The sequence below is a fragment of the Nonomuraea sp. NPDC005983 genome (assembly GCF_040614375.1).
Classification (GTDB): domain Bacteria; phylum Actinomycetota; class Actinomycetes; order Streptosporangiales; family Streptosporangiaceae; genus Nonomuraea.
In genome coordinates this window covers 41,521-67,271 of sequence record NZ_JBEXUP010000034.1, presented here as the reverse complement: position 1 = coordinate 67,271, position 25,751 = coordinate 41,521, and the positions used below count along the sequence as shown (strand labels likewise).

Annotated in this window: 20 protein-coding genes; 12 read left to right on the top strand and 8 right to left on the bottom strand. The window is 70.1% G+C overall.

What is annotated here, in order from left to right; genetic code table 11:
- Positions 1–22: 22 nt before the first annotated feature.
- Entirely contained in the window at positions 23–496 is a 474-nt protein-coding gene (locus ABZ297_RS17715) for a hypothetical protein (protein WP_355346641.1), read from the bottom strand.
- Between the two features lie 154 nt (positions 497–650).
- Here ABZ297_RS17715 and ABZ297_RS17710 point away from each other — a divergent pair, with 154 nt between their 5' ends.
- From ABZ297_RS17710 to ABZ297_RS17695, 4 genes are all read left to right on the top strand, one after another.
- Complete coding sequence (locus ABZ297_RS17710) at positions 651–932, top strand: metal-sensitive transcriptional regulator (protein ID WP_355346638.1); 282 nt, start codon at positions 651–653, stop codon at positions 930–932.
- Between the two features lie 33 nt (positions 933–965).
- Positions 966–1,178, top strand: a complete 213-nt coding sequence (locus ABZ297_RS17705; protein ID WP_355346635.1) for a cation transporter — start codon at positions 966–968, stop codon at positions 1,176–1,178.
- Positions 1,179–1,417: 239 nt separating this feature from the next.
- Positions 1,418–2,140, top strand: coding sequence for a hypothetical protein (locus ABZ297_RS17700; protein ID WP_355346632.1), 723 nt, complete (start codon positions 1,418–1,420; stop codon positions 2,138–2,140).
- A gap of 27 nt (positions 2,141–2,167) precedes the next feature.
- Positions 2,168–4,381, top strand: a complete 2,214-nt coding sequence (locus tag ABZ297_RS17695; protein ID WP_355346629.1) for a heavy metal translocating P-type ATPase — start codon at positions 2,168–2,170, stop codon at positions 4,379–4,381.
- 86 nt (positions 4,382–4,467) lie between these two features.
- On the opposite strand, the gene ABZ297_RS17690 is transcribed toward ABZ297_RS17695, so the two are convergent.
- Both ABZ297_RS17690 and ABZ297_RS17685 read right to left on the bottom strand, forming a co-directional pair.
- Positions 4,468–6,864, bottom strand: a complete 2,397-nt coding sequence (locus ABZ297_RS17690; RefSeq protein ID WP_355346626.1) for a heavy metal translocating P-type ATPase — start codon at positions 6,862–6,864, stop codon at positions 4,468–4,470.
- Positions 6,865–6,976: 112 nt separating this feature from the next.
- A complete protein-coding gene (locus ABZ297_RS17685) occupies positions 6,977–7,381 on the bottom strand; it encodes a MerR family transcriptional regulator (RefSeq protein ID WP_355346623.1) in 405 nt (134 codons plus the stop codon).
- A gap of 46 nt (positions 7,382–7,427) precedes the next feature.
- Here ABZ297_RS17685 and ABZ297_RS17680 point away from each other — a divergent pair, with 46 nt between their 5' ends.
- A complete protein-coding gene (locus ABZ297_RS17680) occupies positions 7,428–8,189 on the top strand; it encodes a methyltransferase domain-containing protein (RefSeq protein ID WP_355346620.1) in 762 nt (253 codons plus the stop codon).
- A gap of 159 nt (positions 8,190–8,348) precedes the next feature.
- Entirely contained in the window at positions 8,349–8,954 is a 606-nt protein-coding gene (locus ABZ297_RS17675) for a MarC family protein (protein ID WP_355346617.1), read from the top strand.
- A gap of 147 nt (positions 8,955–9,101) precedes the next feature.
- Here the strand turns inward: ABZ297_RS17675 and ABZ297_RS17670 are convergent, their stop codons facing one another.
- The 4 genes from ABZ297_RS17670 to ABZ297_RS17655 are packed head-to-tail and all read right to left on the bottom strand — an operon-like array spanning position 9,102 to position 12,473.
- A complete protein-coding gene (locus tag ABZ297_RS17670) occupies positions 9,102–9,953 on the bottom strand; it encodes a F510_1955 family glycosylhydrolase (protein WP_355346614.1) in 852 nt (283 codons plus the stop codon).
- 29 nt (positions 9,954–9,982) lie between these two features.
- Positions 9,983–10,933, bottom strand: coding sequence for a M56 family metallopeptidase (locus ABZ297_RS17665; RefSeq protein WP_355346611.1), 951 nt, complete (start codon positions 10,931–10,933; stop codon positions 9,983–9,985).
- Positions 10,930–11,304 (bottom strand): BlaI/MecI/CopY family transcriptional regulator, encoded by a 375-nt coding sequence (locus ABZ297_RS17660; protein ID WP_355346608.1) that lies wholly within the window; start codon positions 11,302–11,304, stop codon positions 10,930–10,932. Before ABZ297_RS17660 ends, ABZ297_RS17665 begins: the two co-directional genes overlap by 4 nt.
- 26 nt (positions 11,305–11,330) lie before the next feature.
- Complete coding sequence (locus ABZ297_RS17655; RefSeq protein WP_355346605.1) at positions 11,331–12,473, bottom strand: FAD-dependent oxidoreductase; 1,143 nt, start codon at positions 12,471–12,473, stop codon at positions 11,331–11,333.
- A 151-nt stretch (positions 12,474–12,624) separates the two neighbouring features.
- Here ABZ297_RS17655 and ABZ297_RS17650 point away from each other — a divergent pair, with 151 nt between their 5' ends.
- Positions 12,625–12,834: a heavy-metal-associated domain-containing protein gene (locus tag ABZ297_RS17650; protein ID WP_355346603.1), complete on the top strand. Its 210-nt coding sequence runs from the start codon at positions 12,625–12,627 to the stop codon at positions 12,832–12,834.
- A 188-nt stretch (positions 12,835–13,022) separates the two neighbouring features.
- On the opposite strand, the gene ABZ297_RS17645 is transcribed toward ABZ297_RS17650, so the two are convergent.
- Positions 13,023–15,311 (bottom strand): polysaccharide lyase 8 family protein, encoded by a 2,289-nt coding sequence (locus tag ABZ297_RS17645; protein WP_355346600.1) that lies wholly within the window; start codon positions 15,309–15,311, stop codon positions 13,023–13,025.
- Positions 15,312–15,721: 410 nt separating this feature from the next.
- Between ABZ297_RS17645 and ABZ297_RS17640 the strand changes: the two genes are divergently transcribed.
- From ABZ297_RS17640 to ABZ297_RS17620, 5 genes are read left to right on the top strand one after another with little or no spacing between them, the layout of a single operon-like run.
- Positions 15,722–19,237 (top strand): DUF4132 domain-containing protein, encoded by a 3,516-nt coding sequence (locus tag ABZ297_RS17640; RefSeq protein WP_355346597.1) that lies wholly within the window; start codon positions 15,722–15,724, stop codon positions 19,235–19,237.
- Entirely contained in the window at positions 19,234–20,310 is a 1,077-nt protein-coding gene (locus ABZ297_RS17635; protein WP_355346594.1) for an AAA family ATPase, read from the top strand. The genes ABZ297_RS17640 and ABZ297_RS17635 overlap by 4 nt, the downstream gene beginning before the upstream one ends.
- A gap of 2 nt (positions 20,311–20,312) precedes the next feature.
- Positions 20,313–22,556 (top strand): DUF5682 family protein, encoded by a 2,244-nt coding sequence (locus tag ABZ297_RS17630; protein WP_355346591.1) that lies wholly within the window; start codon positions 20,313–20,315, stop codon positions 22,554–22,556.
- Entirely contained in the window at positions 22,553–23,671 is a 1,119-nt protein-coding gene (locus ABZ297_RS17625) for a VWA domain-containing protein (protein WP_355346588.1), read from the top strand. Before ABZ297_RS17630 ends, ABZ297_RS17625 begins: the two co-directional genes overlap by 4 nt.
- Positions 23,668–25,596 carry a hypothetical protein gene (locus tag ABZ297_RS17620; protein WP_355346585.1) on the top strand — a complete coding sequence of 643 codons (1,929 nt, stop codon included), beginning with the start codon at positions 23,668–23,670 and terminating at the stop codon, positions 25,594–25,596. Before ABZ297_RS17625 ends, ABZ297_RS17620 begins: the two co-directional genes overlap by 4 nt.
- Positions 25,597–25,751 lie beyond the last annotated feature (155 nt).

Here is a 25,751-nt window from a genome sequence, read left to right as displayed (position 1 = left end):
GGATACCGGGGCCTGTGAAGCGTCAAGCATCCTGTCCCACAGTCTCGCCCGCGCCCGCGCTGCGAGCTGCTGCGTAAGCAGCACAGGAATCCTCCACATTCATGTGGAGGAGCACGTCAAGGTGATCCGTACGCGAGCGAACGGGAGAACGTCTCCAGGTCGAGCAGGTCGCCCATGCCGGAGGCGCCCAGAGTGAAGGCCAGTGGCGGTCTCGATGAGTCAACGTCGCGGCTTCCAGCGCCTCCAGGGTTTTGGCCGCAGCTATCAGGAAGTCTCGGTTGAAGGTGCCGTGGGGGAGCAGTGCTGCGAGGGCGTGCTGATCCACCGGCACCCTCAGGTTCGTGAGCAGCTCTTTCCGCCATGATGGGCCCAGCCGCGAGCCGGCCGCGCCGAGCGCCTTGCCCAGTGCCGCCTGCGCACGCTGCTTCTTGGTGTCCTTCTGGTAGACGAGCTCTGCCGTGCGATGACGAAACCGCTCGGTCCCGAGCGCGTACATCAGCCTATGCCTGGCGGGCGGCTGTGAACTGCTGGGCAGCGGTGCGTCCCTGGGCGTGAGCAGTACCCGGAATGCAGCCAGCTCTCAGGAATACTCGCGGGCTTGGAATACGGTAGGGGGGTATGGTACGTTCGAGGAGTCGGAAGGGGGAGACATGGCTGGATACAGCGACCACAAGCAGGACCAGCTGCGTCGGCTGCGCCGGATCGAGGGTCAGGTGCGCGGGCTGCAGCGGATGGTCGAGGACGACAAGTACTGCATCGACATCCTGACGCAGGTGTCGGCGGCCACCAGTGCCCTGCAGTCGGTCGCCATCTCTCTGCTGGAGGATCACCTGGCGCACTGCGTGGCCGAGGCCGCCGCAAAGGGGGGTCCCGAGGCGCAGGCCAAGGTCAAAGAGGCTTCCGACGCCATCGCGCGGCTCGTCCGCTCCTGACAACACCGCATACACCGGAAAGGGTTGATCGATATGGCTACCGCTACCTACACCGTCACGGGCATGACCTGCGGCCACTGCGTCAGCTCGGTCAAAGAAGAGGTCAGTGAGGTACTCGGTGTCACCTCGGTGGAGGTGGACCTGGCCAGCGGCCTGCTGACCGTCGAGAGCGACAGCTCCGTGGGCACGGCGGAGATCGTTGCCGCCGTGGAGGAAGCGGGCTACGAGGTGGCGAATCCGGCATGAATGCAGCAGCGAAACTTGGCGCCTACGTCCTGGGCCTGGCCGTCGTCTTCGGCGGCGCCCTGGGGGTCGGGAACGCGGTGGGGGAGGTCGCCCCGGCCCCGGCGAAGTCGGAACACGGGACGGCCCATTCGACTCCCGCCGCTGACAGTCATGGCGGCCATGCGGAGACCGCCGCAACAGCGCAGGACAATACCCCCGGGGGGCTCCAAGTGTCTCAGAACGGCTACACCCTCAACCCATTGACCACCATCAAGGCCGGCGAGCCCACGGACTTCCGCTTCACCGTGACGGGTCCCGACGGCAGGCCGGTGACCGACTACCAGGTCCAACATGACAAGAAGCTCCACTTCATCGTGGTCTCGCGGGACTTGGCGACGTTCCAGCACGTGCACCCGGACATGGCCGCCGACGGCGTGTGGTCGGTGAAGCTGACGCTGGACCAGCCGGGCGCCTACCGGGCCTTCGCCGACTTCGCCCCCACGGGTGGGAGTGGCCTGACTCTCGGTACGGACCTGCTGGTGGCGGGCGACTACAAGCCGCAACCCCCGCGCCAGGTGGCTCGTACGGCTGAGGTGGACGGTTACACCGTCTCCCTGGCGGGTGATCTCGTGCCCGGCCAGGCCGGCAAGCTCACGCTGAGCGTGAGCAAGGACGGCAAGCCGGTGACGGATCTGCAGCCGTATCTGGGAGCGTACGGACATCTGGTCGCCTTGCGAGCTGGTGATCTGGCCTACCTGCACGTGCACCCGGACGGCGAGCCGGGCGACGGCAAGACTGCTGCCGGGCCGGAGATCACCTTCTACGCCGAGGTGCCCAGCGGCGGCGACTACGGGCTGTTCCTGGACTTCCAGCACCAGGGCAAGGTCCGTACCGCTGCCTTCACCGCCCAGGCCGGGGCCGGACAGCCCAAGCCCACGGCAGAGCCGAGCGACGGCCCCGCTCACGGCGACCACACACATTGACCGCAGGACGCGAAGAAAGGAGACGCGATGTCTTCCCTGACTGAAGGCAGGGCTGTCGAGCTGTCGATCGGCGGCATGACCTGCGCGTCCTGCGCGAACCGGATCGAGCGCAAGCTGAACAAGCTCGAGGGCGTGAGCGCTACCGTCAACTACGCGACGGAGAAGGCGAAGGTCGCTTTTCCCGAGAGTGTGGACCCGCAACAGTTGATCGCCGAGGTGGAGAAGGCCGGCTACACCGCCGAGCTGCCCACCCCGCCCGGCGAGTCCGGGGCCGGAGCCGGGCCGGAGCCGGAAGACGAGCTGCGACCGCTGCGCCAGCGGTTGGTCACCGCCGTCGTGCTGAGCGTGCCGGTGGTGGCGATGGCGATGGTTCCGGCGTTGCAGTTCACCAACTGGCAGTGGCTGTCGCTGGTGCTGGCAGCTCCGGTGGTGGTGTACGCGGGCTGGCCGTTCCACAGGGCGGCCTGGACCAACCTGCGGCACGGCGCCGCCACGATGGACACGTTGATCTCGGTCGGCACCCTGGCCGCCTTCGGCTGGTCGTTGTGGGCGCTGTTCTTCGGCACCGCGGGCACGCCGGGCATGACGCACCCGTTCGCCTTCACCATCGAGCGCAGCGACGGTTCGGGCAACATCTACCTCGAGACCGCGGCGGCGGTGACCGCGTTCATCCTGGCCGGGCGCTACTTCGAGTCCCGGTCCAAGCGGCGGGCCGGTGCGGCGCTGCGGGCGCTGCTGGAGCTGGGCGCCAAGGACGTGGAGCTGGCCGACGGCCGCCGCGTCCCCACCGACCAGCTCAAGGTCGGCGACACCTTCGTGGTCCGGCCAGGAGAGAAGATCGCCACCGACGGTGTGATCCTCGAGGGTTCCTCAGCGGTGGACGCCTCGATGTTGACCGGCGAGTCCGTGCCCGTGGAGGTCCGCCCCGGCGACGCGGTCACGGGGGCCACCGTGAACGCGGGCGGCCGCCTCATCGTCAAGGCCACGAGGGTCGGGGCCGACACCCAGCTCGCCCAGATGGCCAAGCTGGTGGAGGAAGCGCAGACCGGCAAGGCGGCCGTGCAGCGGCTGGCCGACCGCATCTCGGGCATCTTCGTGCCGATCGTGATCGCGCTGGCGGTCGGGACGCTCGGGTTCTGGCTCGGCACAGGCAACGGCACGGCGGCGGCCTTCACCGCCGCGGTCGCCGTGCTGATCATCGCCTGCCCGTGCGCGCTGGGGCTGGCCACGCCGACGGCCCTGCTGGTCGGCACCGGCCGGGGCGCCCAGCTGGGCATCCTGATCAAGGGGCCGGAGGTGCTGGAGTCCACCCGCAAGGTCGACACGATCGTGCTGGACAAGACCGGCACGGTCACCGAAGGCAAGATGACCCTGGTCGCAGTCCACCTGGCCGACGGGGAGACTCGCGAGGAGGTGCTCAGGCTGGCGGGTGCGCTCGAGCATGCCTCCGAGCACCCGATCGCGCAGGCCATCGCCCGCGCAGCCGACTCCGACGCCATCGTCGAGGACTTCGCCAACGTCGAAGGGCTTGGCGTGCAGGGCGTCGTGGACGGCCACGCGGTGCTGGTCGGCCGGCCACGGCTGCTGGCCGATTGGTCTCAGCACCTGTCCGTCGAGCTGGAGCGCAAGCTGGGCGAGGAGCAGGCGGCGGGCCGCACCGCGGTGGCGGTCGGCTGGGACGGCCAGGCCCGTGCTGTGCTGGTGGTGGCCGACGTGGTCAAGCCGACCAGCAAGCAGGCCATCGCCGAGTTGCGGGCGCTGGGTCTGACCCCGGTGCTGCTGACCGGAGACAACGAGGCGGTGGCGAAGACCGTCGCCGCCGAGGTGGGCATCGACGAGGTGATCGCCGAGGTGCTGCCCGCCGACAAGGTCGAGGTGGTCAAGAAGCTGCAGGCCGAGGGCAAGGTCGTGGCCATGGTGGGCGACGGGGTCAACGACGCCGCCGCACTGGCCCAGGCCGACCTGGGGCTGGCGATGGGTACCGGCACCGACGCGGCGATCGAGGCGGCCGACCTCACGCTGGTGCGGGGCGATCTGCGGGTGGCCGCCGACGCGCTCCGGCTGTCCCGCCGCACGCTGTCGACGATCAAGGGCAACCTGTTCTGGGCGTTCGCCTACAACGTGGCCGCCCTCCCGCTGGCCGCCTTGGGCCTGCTCAATCCGATGATCGCCGGAGCCGCGATGGCGTTCTCCAGCGTCTTCGTGGTCAGCAACAGCCTGCGGCTACGCCGCTTCACGTAGGAAACCGTCCCCTGTGGCCGAAGGCGATCATCGCCTTCGGCCACATTGCATGCATTTCCCACGAGTGCGCGCAGGCTCCTGGGCGCTCAGACTCTGGCAGCGGTAGGGCGGGGCAGGCGGAGCCCTTTGAGGGCGAGTGCGTTGACCGCGACGATGAAGCTCGATCCGGACATGGACAGGGCGGCGATCTCTGGGCGCAGCACGAGGCCGAAGGCGGGCTCGAAGACGCCGGCCGCGATCGGTAGCGCGATCGTGTTGTAACCGATCGCCCACCCCAGGTTCTGCCGCATCTTGCGCAGTGTGCCGCGACCGATGGCCAGCGCCGTCGGGACGTCGAGCGGGTCGGAACGCATGAGCACCACGTCGGCGGTCTCGATGGCGACGTCGGTCCCTGCGCCTATCGCGATTCCGAGATCGGCTTGGGCGAGCGCCGGGGCGTCGTTGACGCCGTCACCGACCATCGCGACCTTGCGCCCGCCGCGCTGCAGCTCGGCGATCTTGGCGGCCTTGTCGCCCGGCAACACCTCGGCGATCACCGTGTCGATGCCGAGCTGATCGGCGATCCGCCGGGCGGTGGCCTCATTGTCGCCGGTCAGCATGACGACCTCCACGCCGGCGTCGTGCAGCGCCGTCACCGCTGCCGCGGAGCTGTCGCGGGGAGCGTCGGCGATGCCGATCATCCCGGCCGCGCGGCCGTCCACGGCGGCGATGACCGCGGTACGTCCGCCGGCGGCCAGTTCCTCGCGCCGGGAGGCCAGCATGCCGAGGTCGACGCCTTCGACCTGCATCAGCTTCGTGTTGCCCACCACGATCCGATGCCCGTCAACCTGAGCCATCGCGCCGTGACCTGGGACGTTCTCGAACCTGGTGGCCCGCAGGATGCCGGGAGCGTGCGCGTCGGCGTAGCGGACCACAGCCTCGGCCAGCGGGTGCTCGGACTCCCGCTCGACAGCGGCCACCAGCCGCAGCAGTTCCGCCGCCTCCAGCCCCTCGACGATCACATCGGTGACCTCCGGCTCGCCCCTGGTCAGGGTGCCGGTCTTGTCCATGACAACGGTCTGGATGCGGGCCGCGGTCTCCAGTGCCATGGCGTTCTTGAACAGCACGCCGCGCTTGGCGCCCAGGCCGGTGCCCACCATGATCGCGGTGGGGGTGGCCAGGCCGAGCGCGTCGGGGCAGGTGATCACGACGACGGTGATGGCGAACAGCATCGCCGTTCCGGTCGCCGCGCCCGCCAGCAGCCAGGCCGCCAGCGTCAGCCCGCCGCCGATGAGCGCGACGAAGACAAGCCAGAACGCCGCCCGGTCGGCCAGGCGCTGCCCGGGAGCCTTGGAGTTCTGGGCCTGCTGGACGAGCTTGACGATCTGCGCCAAGGCGGTGTCGGCACCGACCTTCGTGGCCCGCACTCGAAGCGTGCCGTTCTTGTTGATGGTCGCGCCCACGACCCCCAAGCCGGGAGCCTTGTGTACCGGCAGGCTCTCGCCGGTGACCATCGACTCGTCGACCTCGCTTTCGCCCTCCACGACCTCGCCGTCGACGGCGATCTTCGCGCCGGGGCGGACCAGCAGTACGTCCCCGACCACGACCTCGGCCGTGGGGATCTCCACCTGCTCGCCGTCGCGGATCACCACCGCCTTGGGTGGGGCCAGATCGAGCAGCGCGCGGATCGCATCGTTGGCGCCGCCTCTGGCCCGCATCTCGAACCAGTGCCCCAGCAGCACGAACGCCGCCAGCACGGTCGCCGCCTCGTAGAACACCTCCCCGCCGCCTGTCAGCGTGATGTACAGCGAGTACAGCCAGCCCGCCCCGATCGCCACGGCGACCAGCACCATCATGTCCAGCGTGCGCGCCCGCAACGCCCGTACGGCGCCGTCGAAGAAGATCCACGACGAGTAGAAGATCACCGGCAGACTGAGCAGCAGCGCCCACACGTCCTCGCGTAGCCCGAACGGAACCGGCACGTCCAGGCCCAGGACCTCACGGCCGATCGGCGACCAGATCAGGATCGGGACCGACAGCGCCGCCGCTACCAGGAACCGGTTGCGCATGTCGGCCACCATGGCCTCCATCGACATGGCGCCATGGCCCCCGTGCCCCATCATCTCGTGCGGCGACGGACCCGTCTCATGACCCGCGTGCTCTCCATGCTCAGCGGGGAGCTCGCGGACGGCCGAAGCGGTGTGGCGCGCGTGCTCGCCGCCTGGCGGGTCGGGTTCTGCCATGGGATCGCAGACGTGCGATGGGACGGACTGCCCCGCGCAGTGATAGCCGCACTCCTGTACCCAGCGGCGAAGCTCGGCCAAGGACGTGGCCCTGGGGTCGAACACCACGGTGGCGGTCTGTCCGACCGGGTTCACCTCGACCTCGATCACTCCAGGACGACGGCCCAGGACGGCACGCACCACGTTCTGCTCCGAGGCCCACTGCAGCCCGCTCACGTCGAGAACCGCAGTGCTGCGATCCTTCATATCCCCAGCCGTCATGGTTCTCCTCCGTACCCGCCCGGCGGCGTGCCACAGGAAGCGCTCGATCTACCATTATTCATAGTAGTGGTCGGCGCTGAGGCGCAAGTATGCCGACCTCAAGGAGCCCTATTCACATTCGTACGTGTGGCGGGGGCGATAGCGAGATCCGCTCCGCGACCATGGACTGAAAATGAGGGCAACTGGCCAAATCCTCATGGTCGCAGTCCAGCGCGCAGTCGATGAGCTCAAGCGACGCCTGCGCCTCGGCGATGCGCCGGGCCAGTTCTTGCCGGCGGCGCAACAGAACAGCGCGCCGCTCACCCGCGTCCGAGGTGGCCATCATCTCGTGAATCTCTTCCAGGCTGAAACCGGCTTCCTTGCCGCGCAGGATCACGGCCACCCGGGTGAGGTCGTCAGGCCCGTACCGGCGGCGCGCTCCTCCGATGCGGACCGGCCTGAGGAGACCCTTCGCCTCCCAGTGCCGCAGCACATGCGTCGCCAGGCCGAACCGCTCCGCGATCTCACCGATGCTCATGCTGGCATTTGACTTCATGTCGACATTAAGTCGCATGCTGGCTCACATGTCCAAGACCAAGGAATCCATGGAATCGCTCATCCGTCTGCTCGACGTCGCCGACGCGTTGCCCGGGGCCGTCGCATTGCGCGCGCGCTCGTACGACCTGCTCGCCCTCCCCGAAGGCGCGGCCGTGGTCGACGTCGGCTGCGGCGCAGGGCGCGCGGTCGATGAGCTCGCGGAGCGCGGGATGAGAGCGATCGGCGTAGACATCAGCGAAGAGATGATCGCGGCGGCCCGCCACCGCTGGCCCCATGCCGACTTCAGAATTGGCGACGCCTTCGACCTGCCGCTGGAAGATGGGGAGGTCGCCGGGTATCGAGCCGACAAGGTCTATCACGACCTCGCCGACGCGGCCAAGGCGCTGGAAGAGGCCGGGCGGGTGCTCGCTCCAGGCGGGCGAGTTGTGCTCGCCGGGCAGGACTGGGACACCTTCATCATCGACTCTGATGACCCGGCGCTCACTCGGGCCATCGTGCACGCGCGCGCCGACCTGGTCCGGAATCCACGTGCGGCCCGCCGCTACCGCAACCTGCTGCTCGACGCGGGCTTTCAGGACGTCCAAGTGGAGGTGCAGGTGGGCGTCTTCACCGACGCGGCCATGCTGCCGATGCTCACCGGCATCGCGGAGGGAGCGCGCGCCGCCGGAGCCATCACCCGCGAACAGGAAACGGCGTGGGTGAGCGATCAGAGGACGCGTGCCCGGGAGGAACGCATGTTCCTGGCGCTGCCCATCTTTGTGGCGTCAGCCTCGCAACCAGAGGAATAGCGCACGGGACGCGGCGGTTTGCGCGGGCATGAACAGGCAACGGTACGGCGGCGGCACGGCATGGTTGCGCTGGACCGTGCCGTGCGACCCCACGGGAATCCGGTCCAACCCCGTCAGCTGAGAGTACGGGGACCTCCGTCCATTTCCGTGGGGCATGTCATGTCGCTGTTCGTTCAGGCCTTCGTCACGCTGCTCGTCATCTTCGACCCGCTGGCGGCCATTCCGATCTTCCTCACTCTCACCAGGAGCCAGGACCAGGTGGCGCGCCGTCGTACCGCCAGGATCTCCGTGCTGGTGGCGGCCGGTATCGTCGCCGTGTTCGCGGTGCTCGGCAACGGGCTGCTCGATGCCTTGGGCATCTCGTTGCAGGCGCTGCAGGTGGCCGGCGGGGTGCTGCTCGCGCTCATCGCGCTCGATCTACTGAAAGCAGACTGCGCACGCAATCGGGCCGGCGCTGAGAGCGGCGCTGTCGCGTTCGTCCCGCTCGGCACGCCCTTGCTGGCGGGGCCCGGTGCCATTGCCGCGACCATGCTCTACATGGAGAAGGCCACCGGCGTCTCCGCGGTGCTGGAGGTCGCGCTGGCGCTGGCGGCGGCACTCATACTGACCTGGCTGACTCTGCGCTTCTCCGCGGTGATCGGCCGTCTGCTCAAGGACAACGGGCTCAACCTGGTCACCCGCGTGATGGGGCTGCTGGCGGCGGCGATGGCGGTGCAACTCGTCGCGGGCGCTGTCCAGTACTGGATGCGCTGGGGCGTCGCATAACCGGCGAAATCAGGCCTGCTGCTGAACATCAGCCGGCCTGGCACCGACGGTCACCTGTCTGCGGCCAAGGAGAACGTCCACTTCGACGTGAGCGGAGCATGGCGTTGTAGCGCGATTCGACGTGCTGGGTGGGCCTGCCACGGTAGATCAGCCGCCGGCGGGGCGGAAGACGAGGGTGAAGTCCGCGCCGCCGTTTGTCGATTCGTACACGGTGCCGTCCTCGGTTGCGGACAGGAGGCGTTGCCGGTCGACGGCGGTGAACGCGGCAGCCGGGGCCGGGAGCCGGCCGCGCGTCTGCCATGTTTCGCCGCCGTCGGTGCTCAGGCACACCTGGCCTTCGGCGTCCGTTCCGATCAAAAGGTCAGCTGTGGGAGCGTCGATCTGGCCGAGCAAGGGTGCGTTCTTCACCGGCTCGAAGTCCATGCCGCCGTTCTCGCTCACGTGCACGCCGTTGGTTGTGGCCGCGTAGACGCGTTCGGGCCGCGCGGCGTTGGCGGCGAGGTCGATGATCTCCTCCTCGGCGCCCAACCGCCAGGTCGCACCCCCGTCTACGCTCGCCCGAAGACGACTGGTCTGGCTGTCGTAGGCGTAGAGGGTGCTCCCAGCGGGCTGCAGTGCATGGAAGTCGGCGATGCCGCGCTCGGAGATCGCCTCCCACGTTGTGCCGGCATCGGTGGTACGGATCAGGCCGAGGTGGGGCGGGGAGTCGGTGTCGGCCTCGCCGGGGTGTCCGCTGGCGAGGAACGTCTTGGGGCCGATCACGGTGAATCCCATATGGTCCTGTACGCGCCCGGCCACACGCTGAGCGGTATGGGCGGACGTGATCTTGAAAAGGCCGTAGTGCCCGGCAAGGTAGAGGGCACCGTCGGCGGGATCGACGCCGATACCGTGAACATGCCCAACGCCCGGATCATCGGTCTGCGCCGGCTCACCAGACTGCCCGCAGGCCCCTAGCGCAAGAACCAGGAGCGCCAGCGCTGCAGCGTGAATTCCTCGCATGGCGGGAGTCTACTATCAGCGCTCGTAGGTCAGAGAGTCAGGAGCGAATGGCAGTGATGGGCCAGGAAGGAGCTGACGCCGGGAACCATTGCGACCATCGCGGGGCCGCCCAGCAGCCCGGCGACCGCAAGCAGCCCGGCCAGGCGCTCGCGTCGGCAGAGCGGCGCCTCGGGATTGAGCATGCGGCGTACGCGTGTGAGCGCCGTCTCGCCACCTGCGCCGAGAGTGAACGCGGGCGCGCGGCCGGTGGCCAGGCGGACCAGCGCGGCGGCGATCTGCGCACGCGGGTGGCGACGCGCGGCGACGTCGTCGGCCAGCAGCTCTATCAGCCTGGCGATCTCCACCTTGGCCCGCTCGAACAGCGGGATGCGAGGAAATGCCCGGGCCAGAGCCTCGGCGCCCGCGAGCACGAGATGATGGCGCCCACGGAGATGCGCCCGCTCGTGCTCCAGCACCGCGGCGACCTGCTCAGGGGCCAGGCTTTGCAGCGCTCCCGTGGTGATGACCATCTGGGCGTTCCTGCCGGGCACGCAGTAGGCCAGCCGCTCGTCGTACTCGATGACAATCGCGCCCAGGTCGCTGTCACGCCGGCCCAGGAGGCTGAGCAGCGCCGTGTGCTCGCGACGTTCCACGCGGGCTCTGACCAGGACGGCGCCGCCGCAGTAGGCGACTCGGGCCAGTACCGCGCCCGCTGCCAGCAGCGCACCCACGCCCGCCGGAGTCAGGTCGGACCGGTTGGTCAGCATGTCGGCGCAGGCCTCGAACAGCCCGGCCAGGCCGTGCCCCACGACCTCGGGGGGAACGGCGAAGGCCAGCGCGGCCAGCACCGCCGAGGCGACCACCGAAGCGGCCGCCGCCTGCCAGAGCGCGATCGCCAGCCGCGGTGCCCGGTCGGCCCAGCCCGCCGCCCGGCTCCCCAGCCTGGGCAGCCAGATTGCCGCCACGACCGGATAAAGCAGCAGGACGATGGCGGCGATCATGCTTGACCGCCTCGGTGCGGGAACACCTGCAGCGCCGCCTCCAGCGCCGCGGCCTCCTCCGCCGTCAGCCGCTCCAGGAAGTGCACCAGCGTGGCGGCCTGGTTGCCGCTGTCGGCCAGCGCACTGCGCATCAGGTCGGCGGTGTAGGCCTCCTTGGAGGCGATCGGCTCGTAGACGTAGGCGCGACCGACGGGCCGGCGCCTGAGCAGGCCCTTGGTGTGCAGCTTGTCCATCACGGTCATCACGGTGGTGTAGGCGATGGTCCGCTCCTGGCGGAGGTCTTCCAAGACGTCTCGTACGGAGGCGGGTCGGCGCCGGGCCCACATCCGGTCCATGATCGTGGATTCGAGTTCGCCGAGGCCGCGCAGCATGCCGGTAATGCTACCTGCGATCGTAGTCAGGCCGTTTCGCGTGCCGTGACCGCCCTCTTAAGCTTGATCAGGTCCTTGGGCGAGTTGACCGCGACGGCACCTACCAGCACGCCGGCGCGCGTGAAGGCCACGGCGAAGCGATCCTCTTCGGGAGTGCCTGCGGCGATGCTCGCCGAGTCCGCGAGGTGCGGCAGCCCGGCCGTCTGGATGCGGGCGCCGTGCACATGGGTGGCGAAGTTCGGCACGTCCAGGAACGGCTCGGCGTTCTCCGCCCCGGCCAGCAGGTTACGGGCGGCCACCGCGCCCTGCTCGTTGGCGTTGGACCAATGCTCGATGCGCACCATCTCCCCGCCGAAGAGGCCGTGCGGCCAGCGAGCCACGTCACCGGCGGCCACGATGTCGGTCGAGCTCGTCGCGAACAGCGTCGGTTCGCACACGACGCCGTCGTCGACGGCCAGGCCGCTGCCGTCCAGCCACTCGGTGTTCGGCACCACGCCCATGCCGCCGACGACCAGGTCCGCGGCGATGGTGCGGCCGTCGCTGAGCCGGACCTGGCCGCTCTCCACGGCGGCGACCCGGACGTCCGTGATGAGCTCGACGCCGTTGCGCTCGTGGTGTGCGGCCAGCCAGCGTGACGCCTCCTCTCCCAGCCCGGTGTGCATGGGGTACGGCGCAGAGTCGACCAGGGTGACTTTCCTGCCGAGTTGCCGCGCTGTGGAGGCCACTTCGCCGCCGATGAACCCGCCGCCGATGATCAGTACGTGCTCGTGTCCCGACTCGAGCTCCGCGCGCAGCGCCAGCGCGTCGTCGATGGTGCGCAGGGTGTGCACTCCGTCGAGCCGCCGCGGGCGTGCGCCACTGGCGATGACAAGGCCGTCGTAGCCGAGCTCGGCGCCGTCGTCAAGGGTGACCGTCCGGTTTCGCGTGTCAAGGCGTACGGCCTGCCGGCCGCGCAGCCACTGATCGCCGAGCTCCTCTGCGCCCGGGAGCGTGACGTCGTCGTCGCCGCGCAGCACGCCCTTCGACAGAGGCGGGCGGTTGTACGGCACATGCGTCTCGGCGCCGACCAGCGTGACCTCGCCCTCGAAGCCCTCCCGGCGCAGCGCCTGCACGGCCCGCAGCCCTGCCAGCGAAGCACCGACGACAGTGATCTTGTTGAGTTCTCCCATGACCGAGACAATACCTATAGGGGGTATAGGTGTGGCAATGTGACACGGGTCTCATATACCCCTGGCCCGTATAGCTTGCCTCGAGGGGGATCGCGGCGTACCGTCTCCTTGCGTATACCTGGTAGGGGTATGAGTGAGAGGAGCTATGGCGATGAGCACGAGCACGTACAAGGTGTCGGGGATGACCTGCGGTGGATGTGCCGGCAAGGTGAAGACCGAGATCGGCAAGATCGCCGGGGTCTCCTCCGTTGATGTCGAGCTGGCGACCGGGCAGGTGACTGTGGCCTCGGATGGTCCGCTCGACGACGCGGAGATCAGGAATGTCGTGGAAGAGGTCGGCTACGAAGTGGTCGCCGGCTGAACCGCCGAGGTGCTGCCGGGCAGGCGAGTGACGTGGGCGGCCCGGCAGCACCGGGCGGATCGATGAACTCTCTCATCGACGACGGGCACCCGCTGCCGCCCAGCGACCTGTGGGACGACGACTGGGACGACGAGGACGGCTGAAGCGAGGCGGGTCGACTGCCGCGGTTGATCACGCGCCTCGGAGGTTCAGATGCGCACCACCGCGGTGTGGGCGTGCCCGCGGCTGCCGCCGACTTCCACCTTGACCGCGCTCTTGGTCTTGCGCACGCTGCGGTCGCCTTCCTTGACCGATTTCACCGGCCAGGGCAGCGTGATCTTCACCTCGTCAGCGGTTCTGGACGGGTCGGAGACCGCGAGCCGTACTCGCTTGCGGTCGCGTCGGACCAGCAGCGTGCACGGGCCGTCGGCGGCGAGCGGCCCATCGGCGGTCTCGACGGTCCCCGCGCGCCAGAAGACGGCGGCGAGCACGTCATCGCGGGAAATGGCCTGCACCGCTCCGGAGTTGGCGAGGATCTCGATCCGCCGGCCGAAAGCCGCGGTCTGCGCGATGGAGGCGTCGGGCAGGACGGCATAGGCGTAGCGCGCCTTGCGCGGATCGACGCCGTGGTCGATGAGGACCGTCGTGTAGTGCCTGGTGACAGGGGTCCTGTCGCCTCCGGTGGTGGCGCCCTTGTCGATGTCCTGCCAACGGCCGGTGCGCTTCCTGCGGATCACCTTCGCGTCGACGCCGTTGAGCAGCGCGTAGCCGGCCACACCGGACAGGTGGACCCAGCCGTCGCCCCGGGTCAGCGGCGGATGCCCGTCATGGGTGTTGCGGTTCTCCACGATGGTCTCGATGCGGCGGCCATCGGAGGCGGTGATGCCGGTGCCGAGCGCGATCACCGCGTCATCCAGCAGGAACCACGCCTTCTTGGCCCGGAGCGAGGAGCCGTCGGCCATCAGCTTCATGGCCGCCACGCCATACTCGCCGTCGAGTGCTACGCCGCCCGCCCACGGGGTGTGTGGCAGTCGACGCTTGCCGTGCGGGAGGTCGGCGCGTCTGCGGGTGTCGACCGTCGTGCCCGGCAGCCGGTACGGGTCGATCGTGGGCCACAGGTCATCGTTCCAGTGGGTGAGGTCGCCGGTGTAGAGGTAGGTCATGCCGTCGCCGGTGTACCAGCCGTGCAGGTTCTCCCGGTTCATGGCCTCGGCCGCGCCGATGCGCTTCGAGCTCATCGCGATCGCGTAGGCCCAGGTGGGACGGCGGTGCACGATCCGGTCCATGTCGGCGAGGACGTACGTGCCCGTCGTGCGCGGGCCGACCGGCACCGACGGGTCGTCCAGCAGCGCGTTGGCCCTCGCGACGCTCGCCAGCGGTGCGAGCGTGTCGTAGGGGATGGCCTGGTTGCGGGTGAGCCAGCCCTTCACCATCGGTCTCCAGCGCCGGGCATAGCGCTCGGGCGCCGCCTCCAACAAGGTGAGGACGGCCTCGACCGCCTTCTGCCCTGAGTGGTAGTCGCGGTGGCCCTGCACCGAGATCTGCCGGCCGCGGACGCAGTCCATCATCAGCCCGTCGAAGATGAACGGCACAAACGAGCGATCCACAATGTCATAGACGTTCGCAACTCCGGTGATCTCCCACGGTGACCTGGAGAGCATGGCGATCAGCTTGGCGACGCTCTCCAGGTAGTCCACGCCGTAGCTGCCGGTGTAGGGGTACACGTCGTGTTGGATGAACGACCCGTCACGGTAGAAGCCGTCGCCTGGGCCCGCGGTCGGCCGCAGCAGGTCGGAGACCGCGTCCCTGGCCCGCATGATGAGGCGTGCGTCGTAGGTGAGCAATCCGCGCATCGCCACCGCCATGGCCTTGCCCGCCCGGTTGGCGCCGGTCTCGACGACGCCGGGGTGGCTGACGCGGTGCTCCGGGTCGGGGCACCAGCGGCGTAATGGGCGCAGCCAGCGCTCGAGACGGTCCTTGGGCAGGCCGTCGTAGAGCAGGGCGCAGGTGTCGGTCAGCGAGCGGGGGACGCCGATCTCCCACCAGAACCAGTTGCTGCCCCGCCGGTCGAGCCCCTCGTTGTAGGCGTGCTCGTACAGGAAGTCCAGCGCCCTGACCGCGGTCTCGGCGACCTGACTGTCCCGGTGCATGGCGGTGCCCGGCGTGGCCCAGCCCAGCGCCAATGCGCGCATGCGGTTGTAGGCGCGGTTGAAGTTGCCCGTCCGGGGGTCCTCTAGCGGCAGGTCGGGCCACAGGCTCGGGCGGTCGGGGGCGGGCTTCAGCTTGCGCAGCACCGCATTGGCCGAGCCCTCGATCGCCTGCGTCTTGTCGGTGTAGGCGGAGTTGTACGACCCGCCGGCCAGCAGGCTCACCCACCGCTCACGCGCGGCGTCGAACGCGGCGGCGCCGACCGCCTCGGCCGGTCTGTCCCACAGGGCGACGCCGGCCACGGCCGCGGCGCCCAGCAGGGCGGACCGTCGACTCAGGGGGTGGGTCATGGAGGCCTTCCGGCAATCGGGCAATTATCAGATGAAAAGATCATATGTCGACAGGCGGGTTGATCATTTCGACTCTGCGACGGTGAACCGGCACACGAACGTCCGTCGTGCCGCGCCGGCGAACCTGCCCACGGCCGCCCGTTCACGGCCTTCTGTACCCGCGCGGGACGTGAGCAGCGCGCTCATCTGCCCGCGGGTCGCTCCCGCCCAGGCGTCTCCGTCACCCCCCAAGGCCGATCGATCAGATTCCGTGGCTGTGAACCCGTCGGCACTGCGGTGAGTGCCGGTTTGTCAGTCCTGCGCGCAATACTCGCCGCTGGCGATCACGAGGGTGAGGCGTCGGCGATGGCGCGGTTACGCCGTCGGTTGAACGACGAGCTCTCCATCAAAGACAGCGTGGAGGTATCGGCATGAGCGCAGACCGGATGCTGACCTATGTCGGCGACGGTTCGGCGAAGTTCTGGGAAGTGCATCAGAACGGTACGGAGCTGAACATTCGCTATGGGCGGCTGGGCGCAGCCGGTCAGGCGCAGGTCAAGTCGTTCGACTCCGCTGCCGCCGCCACAGCGGCGGCCGACAAGCTGGTGGCAGAGAAGTTACGCAAGGGCTACACGGAGGACGAAGCGGTCGCCGCGCCGGCGACCTCCCCGGTGATGATCGACAGCGTTGGGGATGAGGATCGGCTGACGATGCCGACCGCTTGGCTGCGCGCTCTACATCCGCGGCGGGGTGGAGTGAAGGTCGCCGTGAAGCGGCTGGACGCGGGCGCGCCCAAGGAACTCGCCGCAAGGTTGGACGAGCGTCGCCAGCTGATCCTTGACTCGCTGGCGAAGTGTCGCGACCCGGAGATCGCCTCCGCGGGCGCGGCATACCTGGCCGGGGAGCCCACCGCCACGCCGCTGGGCGCTGCGGTGGTCGCCGAAGTGGTGGCCGCGTCCCTGCCATGGGACGATCGGACGTTGCTGCTGCCCCTGTTCGCCGAAGCCTGGCTGGTCGAACATGGCCTGGTGTTCGCGGCAGTGGCCGTGACCGAACTGGCCTCGCTGGCTTGCGATGTCGACGGGTACACTCGGCCAGTTCGGCGGATGGCTGCCGGTGAATCCCCCAACTATTGGTTCGGCTGGAACCAGATGGAGCTCGCCACGCGGGTCCGTGCCACCCTCGCGGTCGCATCGGATGCCGAGTACGCCGAGGTCGTCGCGGCGCTGGCGGTGGGCCGTGAAGGCGGGCTCCACCATCAGGTGGCGGCTTCCTACCTGGCGCCGACCGAGGCTGACTGGGTTGCTGCCGACTGCGCCGAAGTGAGCCGCGTCAATCCGGGCCTCGCCTTCGTCCTGGTCGGCGCGATCAGCACGTCCGAGCATGCGGCGCTCATCGCAAGCCACGCGCAGGGTTACTCCGTGATGAGCTCTCTCGCTCTGCCCGCCACGGTCGTCGACGGCATGGGTGACGCGGCCGTGCCGGTGCTGGTCGGATGGTTCGACGAACTCTACGACGCGGAAAGCGAGCGGCGGCTGCTGGGCGTGCTCGCCGAACTGCCGACCGACGCGGCGATGCAGGCGCTCCTCGACCGGATCGACCGCAAGTACACCCAGCCGGCATTCCTGCGCGCGGCGGCCCGCTTCCCGCGCCGGGCGATGCGGATGCTGGCCACCTCGGGCGGCAAGGTCGTGGACTTGCTGCTGCGCGCGCACGTGCTGGCCCATCCCGACCTGGTGGCCGAGGTGCTTGCGAGCGTCGGAGACGCCGCCGCCGAGCGGATCAACAGGATCGCGACCGCCGCGACCGCTGCGACCGTCGCCAGCGCTCCGCCCGAGGCCCTGCCCGAGGTGCTGGTCAGCCCCCCTTGGACCCGGCCGCGTACGGCCCGCAAGCCGGTCGTGGTCAGTGACCTGGTGTGTGCCGATGAGCCGACCGTGGTGTGGGGGCCGGGTGAGCGGGACAACTGGCGTTCCGTCCGGCCGGGGGACGACTCATGGGAGCGGGCCTGGCGCCAGAACTGGGAGGAGATCGCCGGTCAGATCGCCGATGCCGGGCAGGGCCACTGGTACGACGAGGTCGTCCTGTTCGTCTCCGGGCCCGAGGAGCTTGCCGGGCCGTTGATCGAGAAGTGGCGCCCGGCTGACCTTTGGAGAGCCTCCGAATGGATGCCGAGGGTGGTCGCCAGGTTCGAGCTGGCGGCGCTGCCCCAGGCGCTGGACAGCGCCCGGCGCAACCCCGGCGCGATCGCTCCGGCGCTGCTCCCGTTCGCCGGCCCGGAGATCGCTGTGCTGATGGCCGAGTGGCTGTCCCGGCTGAAGTCGGTGCGCGCCACCGCGCTGGCGTGGCTGGCACGCCACCCCGAGGCGGCTGCCAGGGCGCTGATCCCGCCGGCTCTGGGCAAGCCCGGCCCGGCCCGGCGACGGGCCGAGCAGGCGCTGGCGGTGCTGGCCGCGGGCGGCAGCCGCGACGCTGTGGCGGAGGCCGCCGCGGGGTACGGGCCCGTCGCCGAGGCCGCGGTCGTCGACCTGCTCTCGGCTGACCCGCTTGACGCGCTGCCCGGCAGGATGCCCGTGCTGCCCGAGTGGGCGGAGGTCGCGATCTTGACACCGATCCACCTGCGCGGCGACGTAGGCGCGCTGCCGGCCGAGGCGGTCCGCCATGTGATGACGATGCTGGCGATCTCCCGGCCCGGTGATCCGTACGCCGGTCTCGCCCTGGTCAAGGAGGCCTGCGACAGCCGCAGCCTCGCGGACTTCAGTTGGGCGCTGTTCCAGCGCTGGCAGGCGGCCGGCTACCCGTCCAAGGAGAGCTGGGTGATGGACGCGCTGGGGCTGCTCGGCGACGACGAGACCGTCCGGCGGCTGACGCCGTTGATCAGGACCTGGCCCGGTGAGGGCGGGCACGCGCGTGCGGTCGCAGGCCTGGACCTGCTGGCTGGCATCGGCTCCGAGGTCGCGTTGATGCACCTGCACGGCATCGCCGAGAAGGTCAAGTTCAGCGGGCTCAAGAACCGGGCCAGGCAGAAGATGGACGAGGTCGCCGCGGAGCTCGGCCTGACGCCGCATGAGCTGGCCGACCGGCTGGTGCCGGACTTCGGGCTGTCCGCCGACGGCAGCCTGACCCTCGACTACGGCCGCAGGCAGTTCGTCGTCGGCTTCGATGAGCAGCTCAAGCCGTACGTTGCCGACGCTGCGGGGAAGCGGCTCAAGAACCTTCCCAAGCCGGGGGCGAACGACGATCCGGAGCTCGCGCCCGCTGCCTACCAGCGGTTCGCCGGGCTGAAGAAGGACGTGCGCGCCGTGGCCGCGGACAACATCCGCCGACTGGAGCAGGCCATGGTGAACCGGCGCCGCTGGAGCGGTGAGGACTTCAGGCGGCTGCTCGTCGGCCACCCGCTGCTCTGGCACATCGTGCGGCGGCTGGTGTGGGGGCTTTACGACCCCTCGGGCTGGCTCACGGGAGCGCTGCGAGTGGCCGAGGACCGCAGTTTCGCCGACGTCGAGGACGACACGCTGACGCTGCCCGACGAGGCCGTCGTCGGGGTGGCGCACCCGCTGGAGCTGGGGGAGGAGCTGGCCGCCTGGGCCGAGGTGTTCGCCGACTACGAGATCCTGCAGCCGTTCCCGCAACTGGGCCGGGAGACATATGGCCTGGACGAGACGCTGCTGACCGAGATCAGCGCCGCCAGAATCCCCACCGGCGCGGTGATCGGCCTGGAACGGCGTGGCTGGCGGCGAGGCGCGCCGCAGGACGCCGGCTGGCAGGGCTGGATCGAGCGGGACGTGCCCGACGGCAGGACCATCACGATCGGTCTCAATCCGGGCATCGCGATCGGCTACCGCGACTTCGCTGACGAGCAGACCCTGGAGGGGGTCGCCCTCGACGGCCTCGATCCGATCACCGTCTCCGAGATCCTTCGAGACCTACGGGAGATCACCCGATGAACGAACACGCCCAGCGGCCCCCGGCCGAGATCCGCTACGCCGACGAGCTGGCCCGGCTGCGGGAGAGCGACACCGACGACCGGCCGCCCGGCTGGGCGTTGAGCCTGCGAGCCGCCCGGCGTTTCGTCCTCGGGGACGAGAAGCTGGGCATCAGCCGCAAGTTCGTGGGTGATCCTTCACTGATCGACCGATCCCTGGTGACGCTCGCGACCAACCGCGGGCTGATGCTGGTGGGTGAGCCGGGCACAGCGAAGTCGCTGCTGTCCGAGCTGCTCGCCGCGGCGGTGAGCGGAACCTCGACGCTCACCATCCAGGGCGGGGCGGCCACCACCGAAGACCAGATCAAATATTCGTGGAACTACGCGCTGCTGGTCGCCGAGGGCCCGTCCACCCGGTCGCTGGTGGCCGCTCCGCTGCTGCGAGGCATGGCCGAGGGCAAGGTGGTGCGCTTCGAGGAGATCACCAGGTGCCCGCTGGAGGTGCAGGACTGCCTGCTGTCGCCGCTGTCGGACCGGGTGCTCGCCGTACCGGAGCTGACCGGTCCGGAGGCGATGGTGTTCGCCCAGGAGGGATTCACCGTCATCGCCACCGCCAACACCCGCGACCGCGGCGTCAACGAGATGAGCGCCGCGCTCAAGCGCCGGTTCAACTTCGAGACCGTCTTCCCGATCGCCGACTTCGACACCGAGCTGCTGCTGGTGGAGGCGGAGGCCACCGCTCTCCTGAAGCGCTCAGGCGTCGGCGCGCCGCCACGGCGCGACGTGCTGGAGGTCCTGGTCACCGCGTTCCGGGAGCTGCGCGAGGGGCAGAGCGCGCGCGGTGACGCCACCGACCGGCTGTCGGGGGTGATGAGCACCGCCGAGGCCGTCTCGGTCGCGCACGCCGTCGGGCTGCGCGGCTGGTTCCTGCGCGGCGAGCCCGGTACCGCCGCCGACCTGGTCTCCTGCCTGGCCGGCACGGCGGCCAAGGACAACCCGGAGGACCTGGCGAAACTCCGCAGATATCTGGAGCAGAGGCGGCACGGCGACCAGTGGAAGGCCCTGTACGAGTCCCGTCACCTGCTGCCGGGCTGACGATGGCGGTCACGTTCCTCGGCGTGCGGCACCACAGCCCCGCCTGCGCCCGACTGGTCGCCGACACCATTCACTCCGTACGGCCTGCGTACGTGCTGGTCGAGGGCCCAGCAGAGATGAACCACAGGATGGATGAGCTCCTGCTGGGTCATGAGCTGCCGATCGCGGTCTACACCAGCTACCGGGATCCGGAACGACGGCACGGTTCATGGACGCCGCTGTGCGACTACTCCCCGGAGTGGACGGCGCTGACCGCAGGCCGTGATGTCGGCTCCGAGCTGCGCTTCATCGACCTGCCCGCCTGGCATCCGGCGCTGGCCGAAGTCCGCAACCGTTACGCCGACGCCGAGGCCCGCTACAGCGAGGTGACCAGACGGCTGTGCCGTACCTTCGCCGTGGACAACGTGGACGCGTTGTGGGACCACCTGTTCGAGATCGAGCCGGCCGACGGGCTGGCCGAACGGCTGGCCACCTACTTCGACCTGGTGCGCGGCGACACGTCGACCGGGCCGGACGACACGGCCCGCGAGGCGTACATGGCGCAGTGGATCCGCGCCGCCGTCGCCGACGCGGGCGACAGGCCGGTGGTCGTGGTGACGGGCGGCTTCCACCGCCCCGCGTTGATCCGGCTGGCCGAGCAGGGTGACCGGAGCTGGCCGGACGTGCCGCAGCCGCCCGCGGACGCGGCCGTCGGCAGTTACCTGGTGCCGTACTCGTTCCGGCGGCTGGACGCCTTCGACGGCTACCAGTCGGGTATGCCGTCGCCGGGCTACTACCAGCACCTGTGGGAGTCCGGTCCCGCCGACGCCGCCCGCAGGCTCACCGAGGCGGTGACGGCCCGGCTGCGCGCCCGGCGTCAGCCGGTGTCCACCGCGGACCTGATCGCCGCTCGGACCACTGCGGACGGGATCGCGTTGATGCGCGGCCATCTGCATCCGGCCCGGGTCGATGTGCTGGACGGCCTGGCCAGCGCGCTGGTCAGCGAGGCGATCGAGGCCCCGCTGCCCTGGGCGACCCGTGGCCCGCTGCAGGTCGGCAACCATCCGGTGATCGTCGAGATGATCGCGGCCCTCAGTGGTGACCGGGTGGGCCGCCTGCATCACTCGACTCCGTTGCCGCCGCTGGTCCACGCGGTTCTCGCGGTACTGGGCGGTCCGGGTGAGGAACGGCTCGACCTCGGCAAGGAAGCCGACCGCGAGCGCAGCCACTTGCTGCACCGGCTGCGGGTGCTGCAGATTCCCGGCGTGGTGCGCACCTCGGGACCCCGCCCGGCAGGCGGTACGGAGCTGATCGAACGATGGGCGCTGACCGAGTCCGACGACCGGCTGCCCGCACTGATCGAGGCCGGTGGGTACGGCGTGGACCCGCAGGAGGCGGCGGCTGCCGCCCTCGCCGAACGGATCACGGGCGCCGACCTGGACCAGTTGGCCGACGTGCTGTTCGACACGGCGCTGTGCGGCATCGGCGAACTGACCGGACAGGTGCTGGACGACCTGGCGCGGGCTGTCGGCGCGGCGGCCGATCTGGGATCGTTGGGCCGCACCCTCACCGTCGTCCTGGCCATGTGGCGCCACGACGACCTGTTCCGCACCAGCGGCAGCACCACCTTGGGCACGGTCGTCCAGGCCGCCACCCACCGGGCGCTGTGGCTGGCCGAAGGCGTGCGCGGCGGCCCCGCACCGGCCGACCTCCCGCGCATCCACGCCGTGACCGCCGTCCGCGACGCCCTCAGACACGCCGGCCCGTCGCTCGGACTGGACACGGACGCGGCGCTGGGCGTCGCGGACCGGCTCGCCGCCTGCCAGGAGGCGCCACCCGACCTGCGTGGAGCGTCGTTGGGTCTGGGCTGGTCACTGCGTGGTACGGCTGCCGCGGACCCCGCCCGGGCGATGCGCGGCGCGTTCGTCCCGGCGTCAGCCGGGGACTGGCTGGCCGGGTTGTTCGCGCTCGCCCGCGAGGAGGTGCTGCACACCGCCGGCATGCTGGAGCTGCTCGACGAGCTGGTCGGAGGGATGACCGATGACGACTTCCTGGTGGCCTTGCCCGCGCTGCGCCAGGCGTTCGGCTTCTTTCCGCCCCGCGAACGGCACCTCATCGCCACTCGCCTGATCGAGCGGCGCGCCGGCGGCGCATCTGGATGGGACCTGATGCGGCTGGACGCGGCACCGGAGCTGGTCGCCGCCGGTATGGCACTGGACGAGCGGGTCGAGGCGGCACTGCGCCGGGAGGGACTGATCACATCATGACCGACCCCACCCTGGAACGGTGGCGCCTGCTGCTCGGCGAGCCCGGCAGCGCATGCCTCGGCGGGCAGCAGCTCGACGCACAGGCCGCCGCCCGTGACGCGGCCATGGACTGGCTCTACGGCCGCGACGAGGACCTGCGCCGACGTGGCGTACGGCGAGGCGGGACGGGCGAATCAACGCTGACCACCTTTGACTGGCTCGACGACATCACCCGGCTGTTCCCCAAGGAGACCGTCGAACGACTGCAACGTGACGCGGTCGAGCGTTACGAGATCCATGACGTGGTGACCGACCCGGCCGTGCTGGCGCGCATCGAACCCAATCCCGCGCTGCTCAAGGCGGTGCTGCGGACCAAGCACCTGATGAACCCGCAGGTGCTGCGGCTGGCCAGGCGGATCGTGGAGCAGGTCGTCCGGCAGCTGATGGAGAAACTCGCCACCGAGGTTCGCAGCGCGTTCTCCGGCACCAAGGTGCGACGGCCCGGCCGGATGCGGCTGGCGCGCAACTTCGACATGGTCAGGACCCTGCGCGCCAACCTCGGCCGCTACCAGCCCGAAACCGGCAAGGTGGTGATCGAGACCCCGTTCTTCTTCTCCCGCACCCGCCGCCACCTCGAGCAGTGGCAGGTGATTCTGCTCGTCGACCAGTCCGGGTCGATGGTCGACTCAGTGATCCACTCGGCGGTCACCGCGGCCTGCCTGTGGGGGCTGCCCGGTGTACGCACCCACCTGGTCGCCTTCGACACCGAAGTGGTGGACCTGACCGCCGACGTCGACGATCCGGTGGAGTTGCTGATGAAGGTCCAGCTCGGCGGCGGCACTGACATCGCCCGCGCGGCGGCGTACGGTGCGGGCCTGGTGGATCAGCCGCGCCGGGCGATCGTCGTGCTGATCTCCGACTTCTACGAGGGCGGTGATCCGCACCGGTTGGTACGCGTCGTGCGCCACCTGGTGGAGCAGGGCAGCAAGGTGCTGGGCCTGGCCGCCCTCGACGAGCAGGCCAACCCCGCCTACGACCGGGCGCTGGCGCAGCGCCTGGCCGATGCCGGGGCCTACGTGGGTGCGATGACACCCGGTGAACTGGCGTCCTTCGTGGCGGAGCACGTGGGCCGATGAGGACAGATCTACTCGGGCTCACGGCGGACTCCCTCGCCGCACTCGCCAATCGCGGTCTGGTCAAACGTGCCGGCAAGGAAGGCGCGCCGGAGCTTCGGACCGACGCTGACGGCACCGTGCACGGCAGCTTCCCCGACGGCCTGACCGCGAGCCTGCCTCCCGGCGGCCTCGACGTGGCCCGCTGCACCTGCAGTGCCACCGGCGTCTGCCGGCACGTCATCGGGGTGATCCTCGCCTACCAACGCCTGCCCGCTGAGGCTGACCCGGAGCCGGAGCCCCTGCCCTGGTCGCCGGGGCAGGTGACCGACGACGAACTCACCGCCAAGATCGGTGCCCGCCTGATGGCCGCCGCTCGCCGTACAGAAGGAACCGGATTCACCGCGCGGGTCCGCCGCGCGACCTCCACCGATCCGGTGCCGCAGGTCGAGCTGGCCACCGCGACCGTGCGCTTCCTGGTCCCCGGCGACCTCGGGTTCGTCCACACCGACACCGTCGCCGGTAGTCGCGACGACGTCATCGCCCTGGCGGTGTGGGCGTTCCGGGTCGCCGACGTGCTGCACCCCGGCGTCCCCGAGGTGCGGGTCGACGTCGGTGGCGAGGGCGAAGCCGGTACCGGATCCGGGCTGGAGCGGGCCCTGGGGCTGGCCGGCACGGTCCTGCGCGAGGGGGCGGCGCATCTCGGTCAGGGCCTCGAGGCCACCATCGCCGAAGTGCAGCGCCACCTGGACGCCGCCGGGTTGCGCTGGCCGCTGCTGGCCGTCGGCGACCTCGCCGAGCAACTGGCTTCCTACCGCGACCGTAGCGCCCACTACCGTCCCGAACTGCTCGCGAGCCACGTCGCCGAGTTGCACGCCCGGCACCGGGCGGTGACGCGGCCGGACACCACCCTGCGCAGCAGCGTGCTCGGCACCGCCGAGGCCGACGAGACCCCGTTGCGCCGGGCCCGGCTGGAGAGCCTCGGCTGCCGGATCCGTAGTCTCGGCGACCAGCGGATCGCCGAGGTCTACCTGGCCCACAGCGACAGTGCCATGGTGCTGGTCCTCCGCCGTCAGTGGGACGGCGACGACGACGGGGCGGCGCTGGCGCGGCGGCGGATCGCCACGTCCACGCTGGGCGCTCTGGCCACCGGCAACCTGGTCACGGAGTCCGCCGTCCGCAGCGCCAGCCGTACGGTGCGGCTGGCCACCGGGCGGATCTCCAAGACGACGGTCAGCCCGTCACGGGGCGACTGGGGTGAACTGCCGACGTCTCTGGTGGTGACCGACTTCGCCGCGCTCAGCCGTGAACTCGACGCCCTCACACTCCGGCCCATCCGCCCGCGGGTCGAAGCGGAACTGGTCCGGGTCGTCGCCGTCGCTCGGGTGGAGGGCGTCACCTACGCCCCCGGAGACCAGCGCCTCGACGCTGTCATCGTCGACCAGGCGGGTAACACCGCCACCGTCAGGGTCACTCACACCGGCGCCGCCCCCGGACGCCTCGACTCGCTGGCCGCTGTGCTCGCCGGTGAGGAGGGCGAACTGCGTTTCGTCAGCGGCGTGGTCGGGCGGACCGCAGGCGGTGTCGTCATCGAACCGGTCGGTCTGGCGGTCGGCGGCCGAGTCGTCGTCCCCGACCTACAGCCTGCCGGTGGAAGTGGCAGGCTCATGGTCGCCGAGGACGACCGGTACGAACCACTGACCGCGGCGCTGATCGACACCCGGGGACTGCTCGCCGAAGTGGCCCATCACGGCCTGTCTCACCTGCCGCCGACCTACGACGACCGGCTCGCCGCCGAGGCGCAGCGGTTGACCGTGCTCGGACTGCAGCGCATCGCGCAGGCCGTCACGGCCTTCGCGGCGACGCGGCCCCACGACTCTGACGAGGCGGTCGAGCAGGCCTGGATCGACGCTTACCTGCGCGTGGAGGCTGCTCTGGACCTGAACTGACTGACGTGTGGGGCCGCAGCCGCGATCGTCTCCCATGCCCGCCTGCGCTCCGCCTGCTGGGCACGTTGCCGGGCGTCGCAGCGGAGTTCCAGGACAAGGCGACAGCCGCTCTGGCCCGGCACCTAACACCTTTGCCGACGCCGTCGACGAAGGCC

What these genes read in the sequence shown, in the direction of transcription:
- ABZ297_RS17715 (WP_355346641.1), bottom strand. Translation starts at nt 496, where the DNA reads ATGTACGCGCTCGGGACCGAGCGGTTTCGTCATCGCACGGCAGAGCTC.
- ABZ297_RS17710 (WP_355346638.1), top strand. Translation starts at nt 651, where the DNA reads ATGGCTGGATACAGCGACCACAAGCAGGACCAGCTGCGTCGGCTGCGC.
- ABZ297_RS17705 (WP_355346635.1), top strand. Translation starts at nt 966, where the DNA reads ATGGCTACCGCTACCTACACCGTCACGGGCATGACCTGCGGCCACTGC.
- ABZ297_RS17695 (WP_355346629.1), top strand. Translation starts at nt 2,168, where the DNA reads ATGTCTTCCCTGACTGAAGGCAGGGCTGTCGAGCTGTCGATCGGCGGC.
- ABZ297_RS17690 (WP_355346626.1), bottom strand. Translation starts at nt 6,864, where the DNA reads ATGACGGCTGGGGATATGAAGGATCGCAGCACTGCGGTTCTCGACGTG.
- ABZ297_RS17685 (WP_355346623.1), bottom strand. Translation starts at nt 7,381, where the DNA reads ATGAGCATCGGTGAGATCGCGGAGCGGTTCGGCCTGGCGACGCATGTG.
- ABZ297_RS17680 (WP_355346620.1), top strand. Translation starts at nt 7,428, where the DNA reads ATGTCCAAGACCAAGGAATCCATGGAATCGCTCATCCGTCTGCTCGAC.
- ABZ297_RS17675 (WP_355346617.1), top strand. Translation starts at nt 8,349, where the DNA reads ATGTCGCTGTTCGTTCAGGCCTTCGTCACGCTGCTCGTCATCTTCGAC.
- ABZ297_RS17670 (WP_355346614.1), bottom strand. Translation starts at nt 9,953, where the DNA reads ATGCGAGGAATTCACGCTGCAGCGCTGGCGCTCCTGGTTCTTGCGCTA.
- ABZ297_RS17665 (WP_355346611.1), bottom strand. Translation starts at nt 10,933, where the DNA reads ATGATCGCCGCCATCGTCCTGCTGCTTTATCCGGTCGTGGCGGCAATC.
- ABZ297_RS17660 (WP_355346608.1), bottom strand. Translation starts at nt 11,304, where the DNA reads ATGCTGCGCGGCCTCGGCGAACTCGAATCCACGATCATGGACCGGATG.
- ABZ297_RS17655 (WP_355346605.1), bottom strand. Translation starts at nt 12,473, where the DNA reads ATGGGAGAACTCAACAAGATCACTGTCGTCGGTGCTTCGCTGGCAGGG.
- ABZ297_RS17650 (WP_355346603.1), top strand. Translation starts at nt 12,625, where the DNA reads ATGAGCACGAGCACGTACAAGGTGTCGGGGATGACCTGCGGTGGATGT.
- ABZ297_RS17645 (WP_355346600.1), bottom strand. Translation starts at nt 15,311, where the DNA reads ATGACCCACCCCCTGAGTCGACGGTCCGCCCTGCTGGGCGCCGCGGCC.
- ABZ297_RS17640 (WP_355346597.1), top strand. Translation starts at nt 15,722, where the DNA reads ATGAGCGCAGACCGGATGCTGACCTATGTCGGCGACGGTTCGGCGAAG.
- ABZ297_RS17635 (WP_355346594.1), top strand. Translation starts at nt 19,234, where the DNA reads ATGAACGAACACGCCCAGCGGCCCCCGGCCGAGATCCGCTACGCCGAC.
- ABZ297_RS17630 (WP_355346591.1), top strand. Translation starts at nt 20,313, where the DNA reads ATGGCGGTCACGTTCCTCGGCGTGCGGCACCACAGCCCCGCCTGCGCC.
- ABZ297_RS17625 (WP_355346588.1), top strand. Translation starts at nt 22,553, where the DNA reads ATGACCGACCCCACCCTGGAACGGTGGCGCCTGCTGCTCGGCGAGCCC.
- ABZ297_RS17620 (WP_355346585.1), top strand. Translation starts at nt 23,668, where the DNA reads ATGAGGACAGATCTACTCGGGCTCACGGCGGACTCCCTCGCCGCACTC.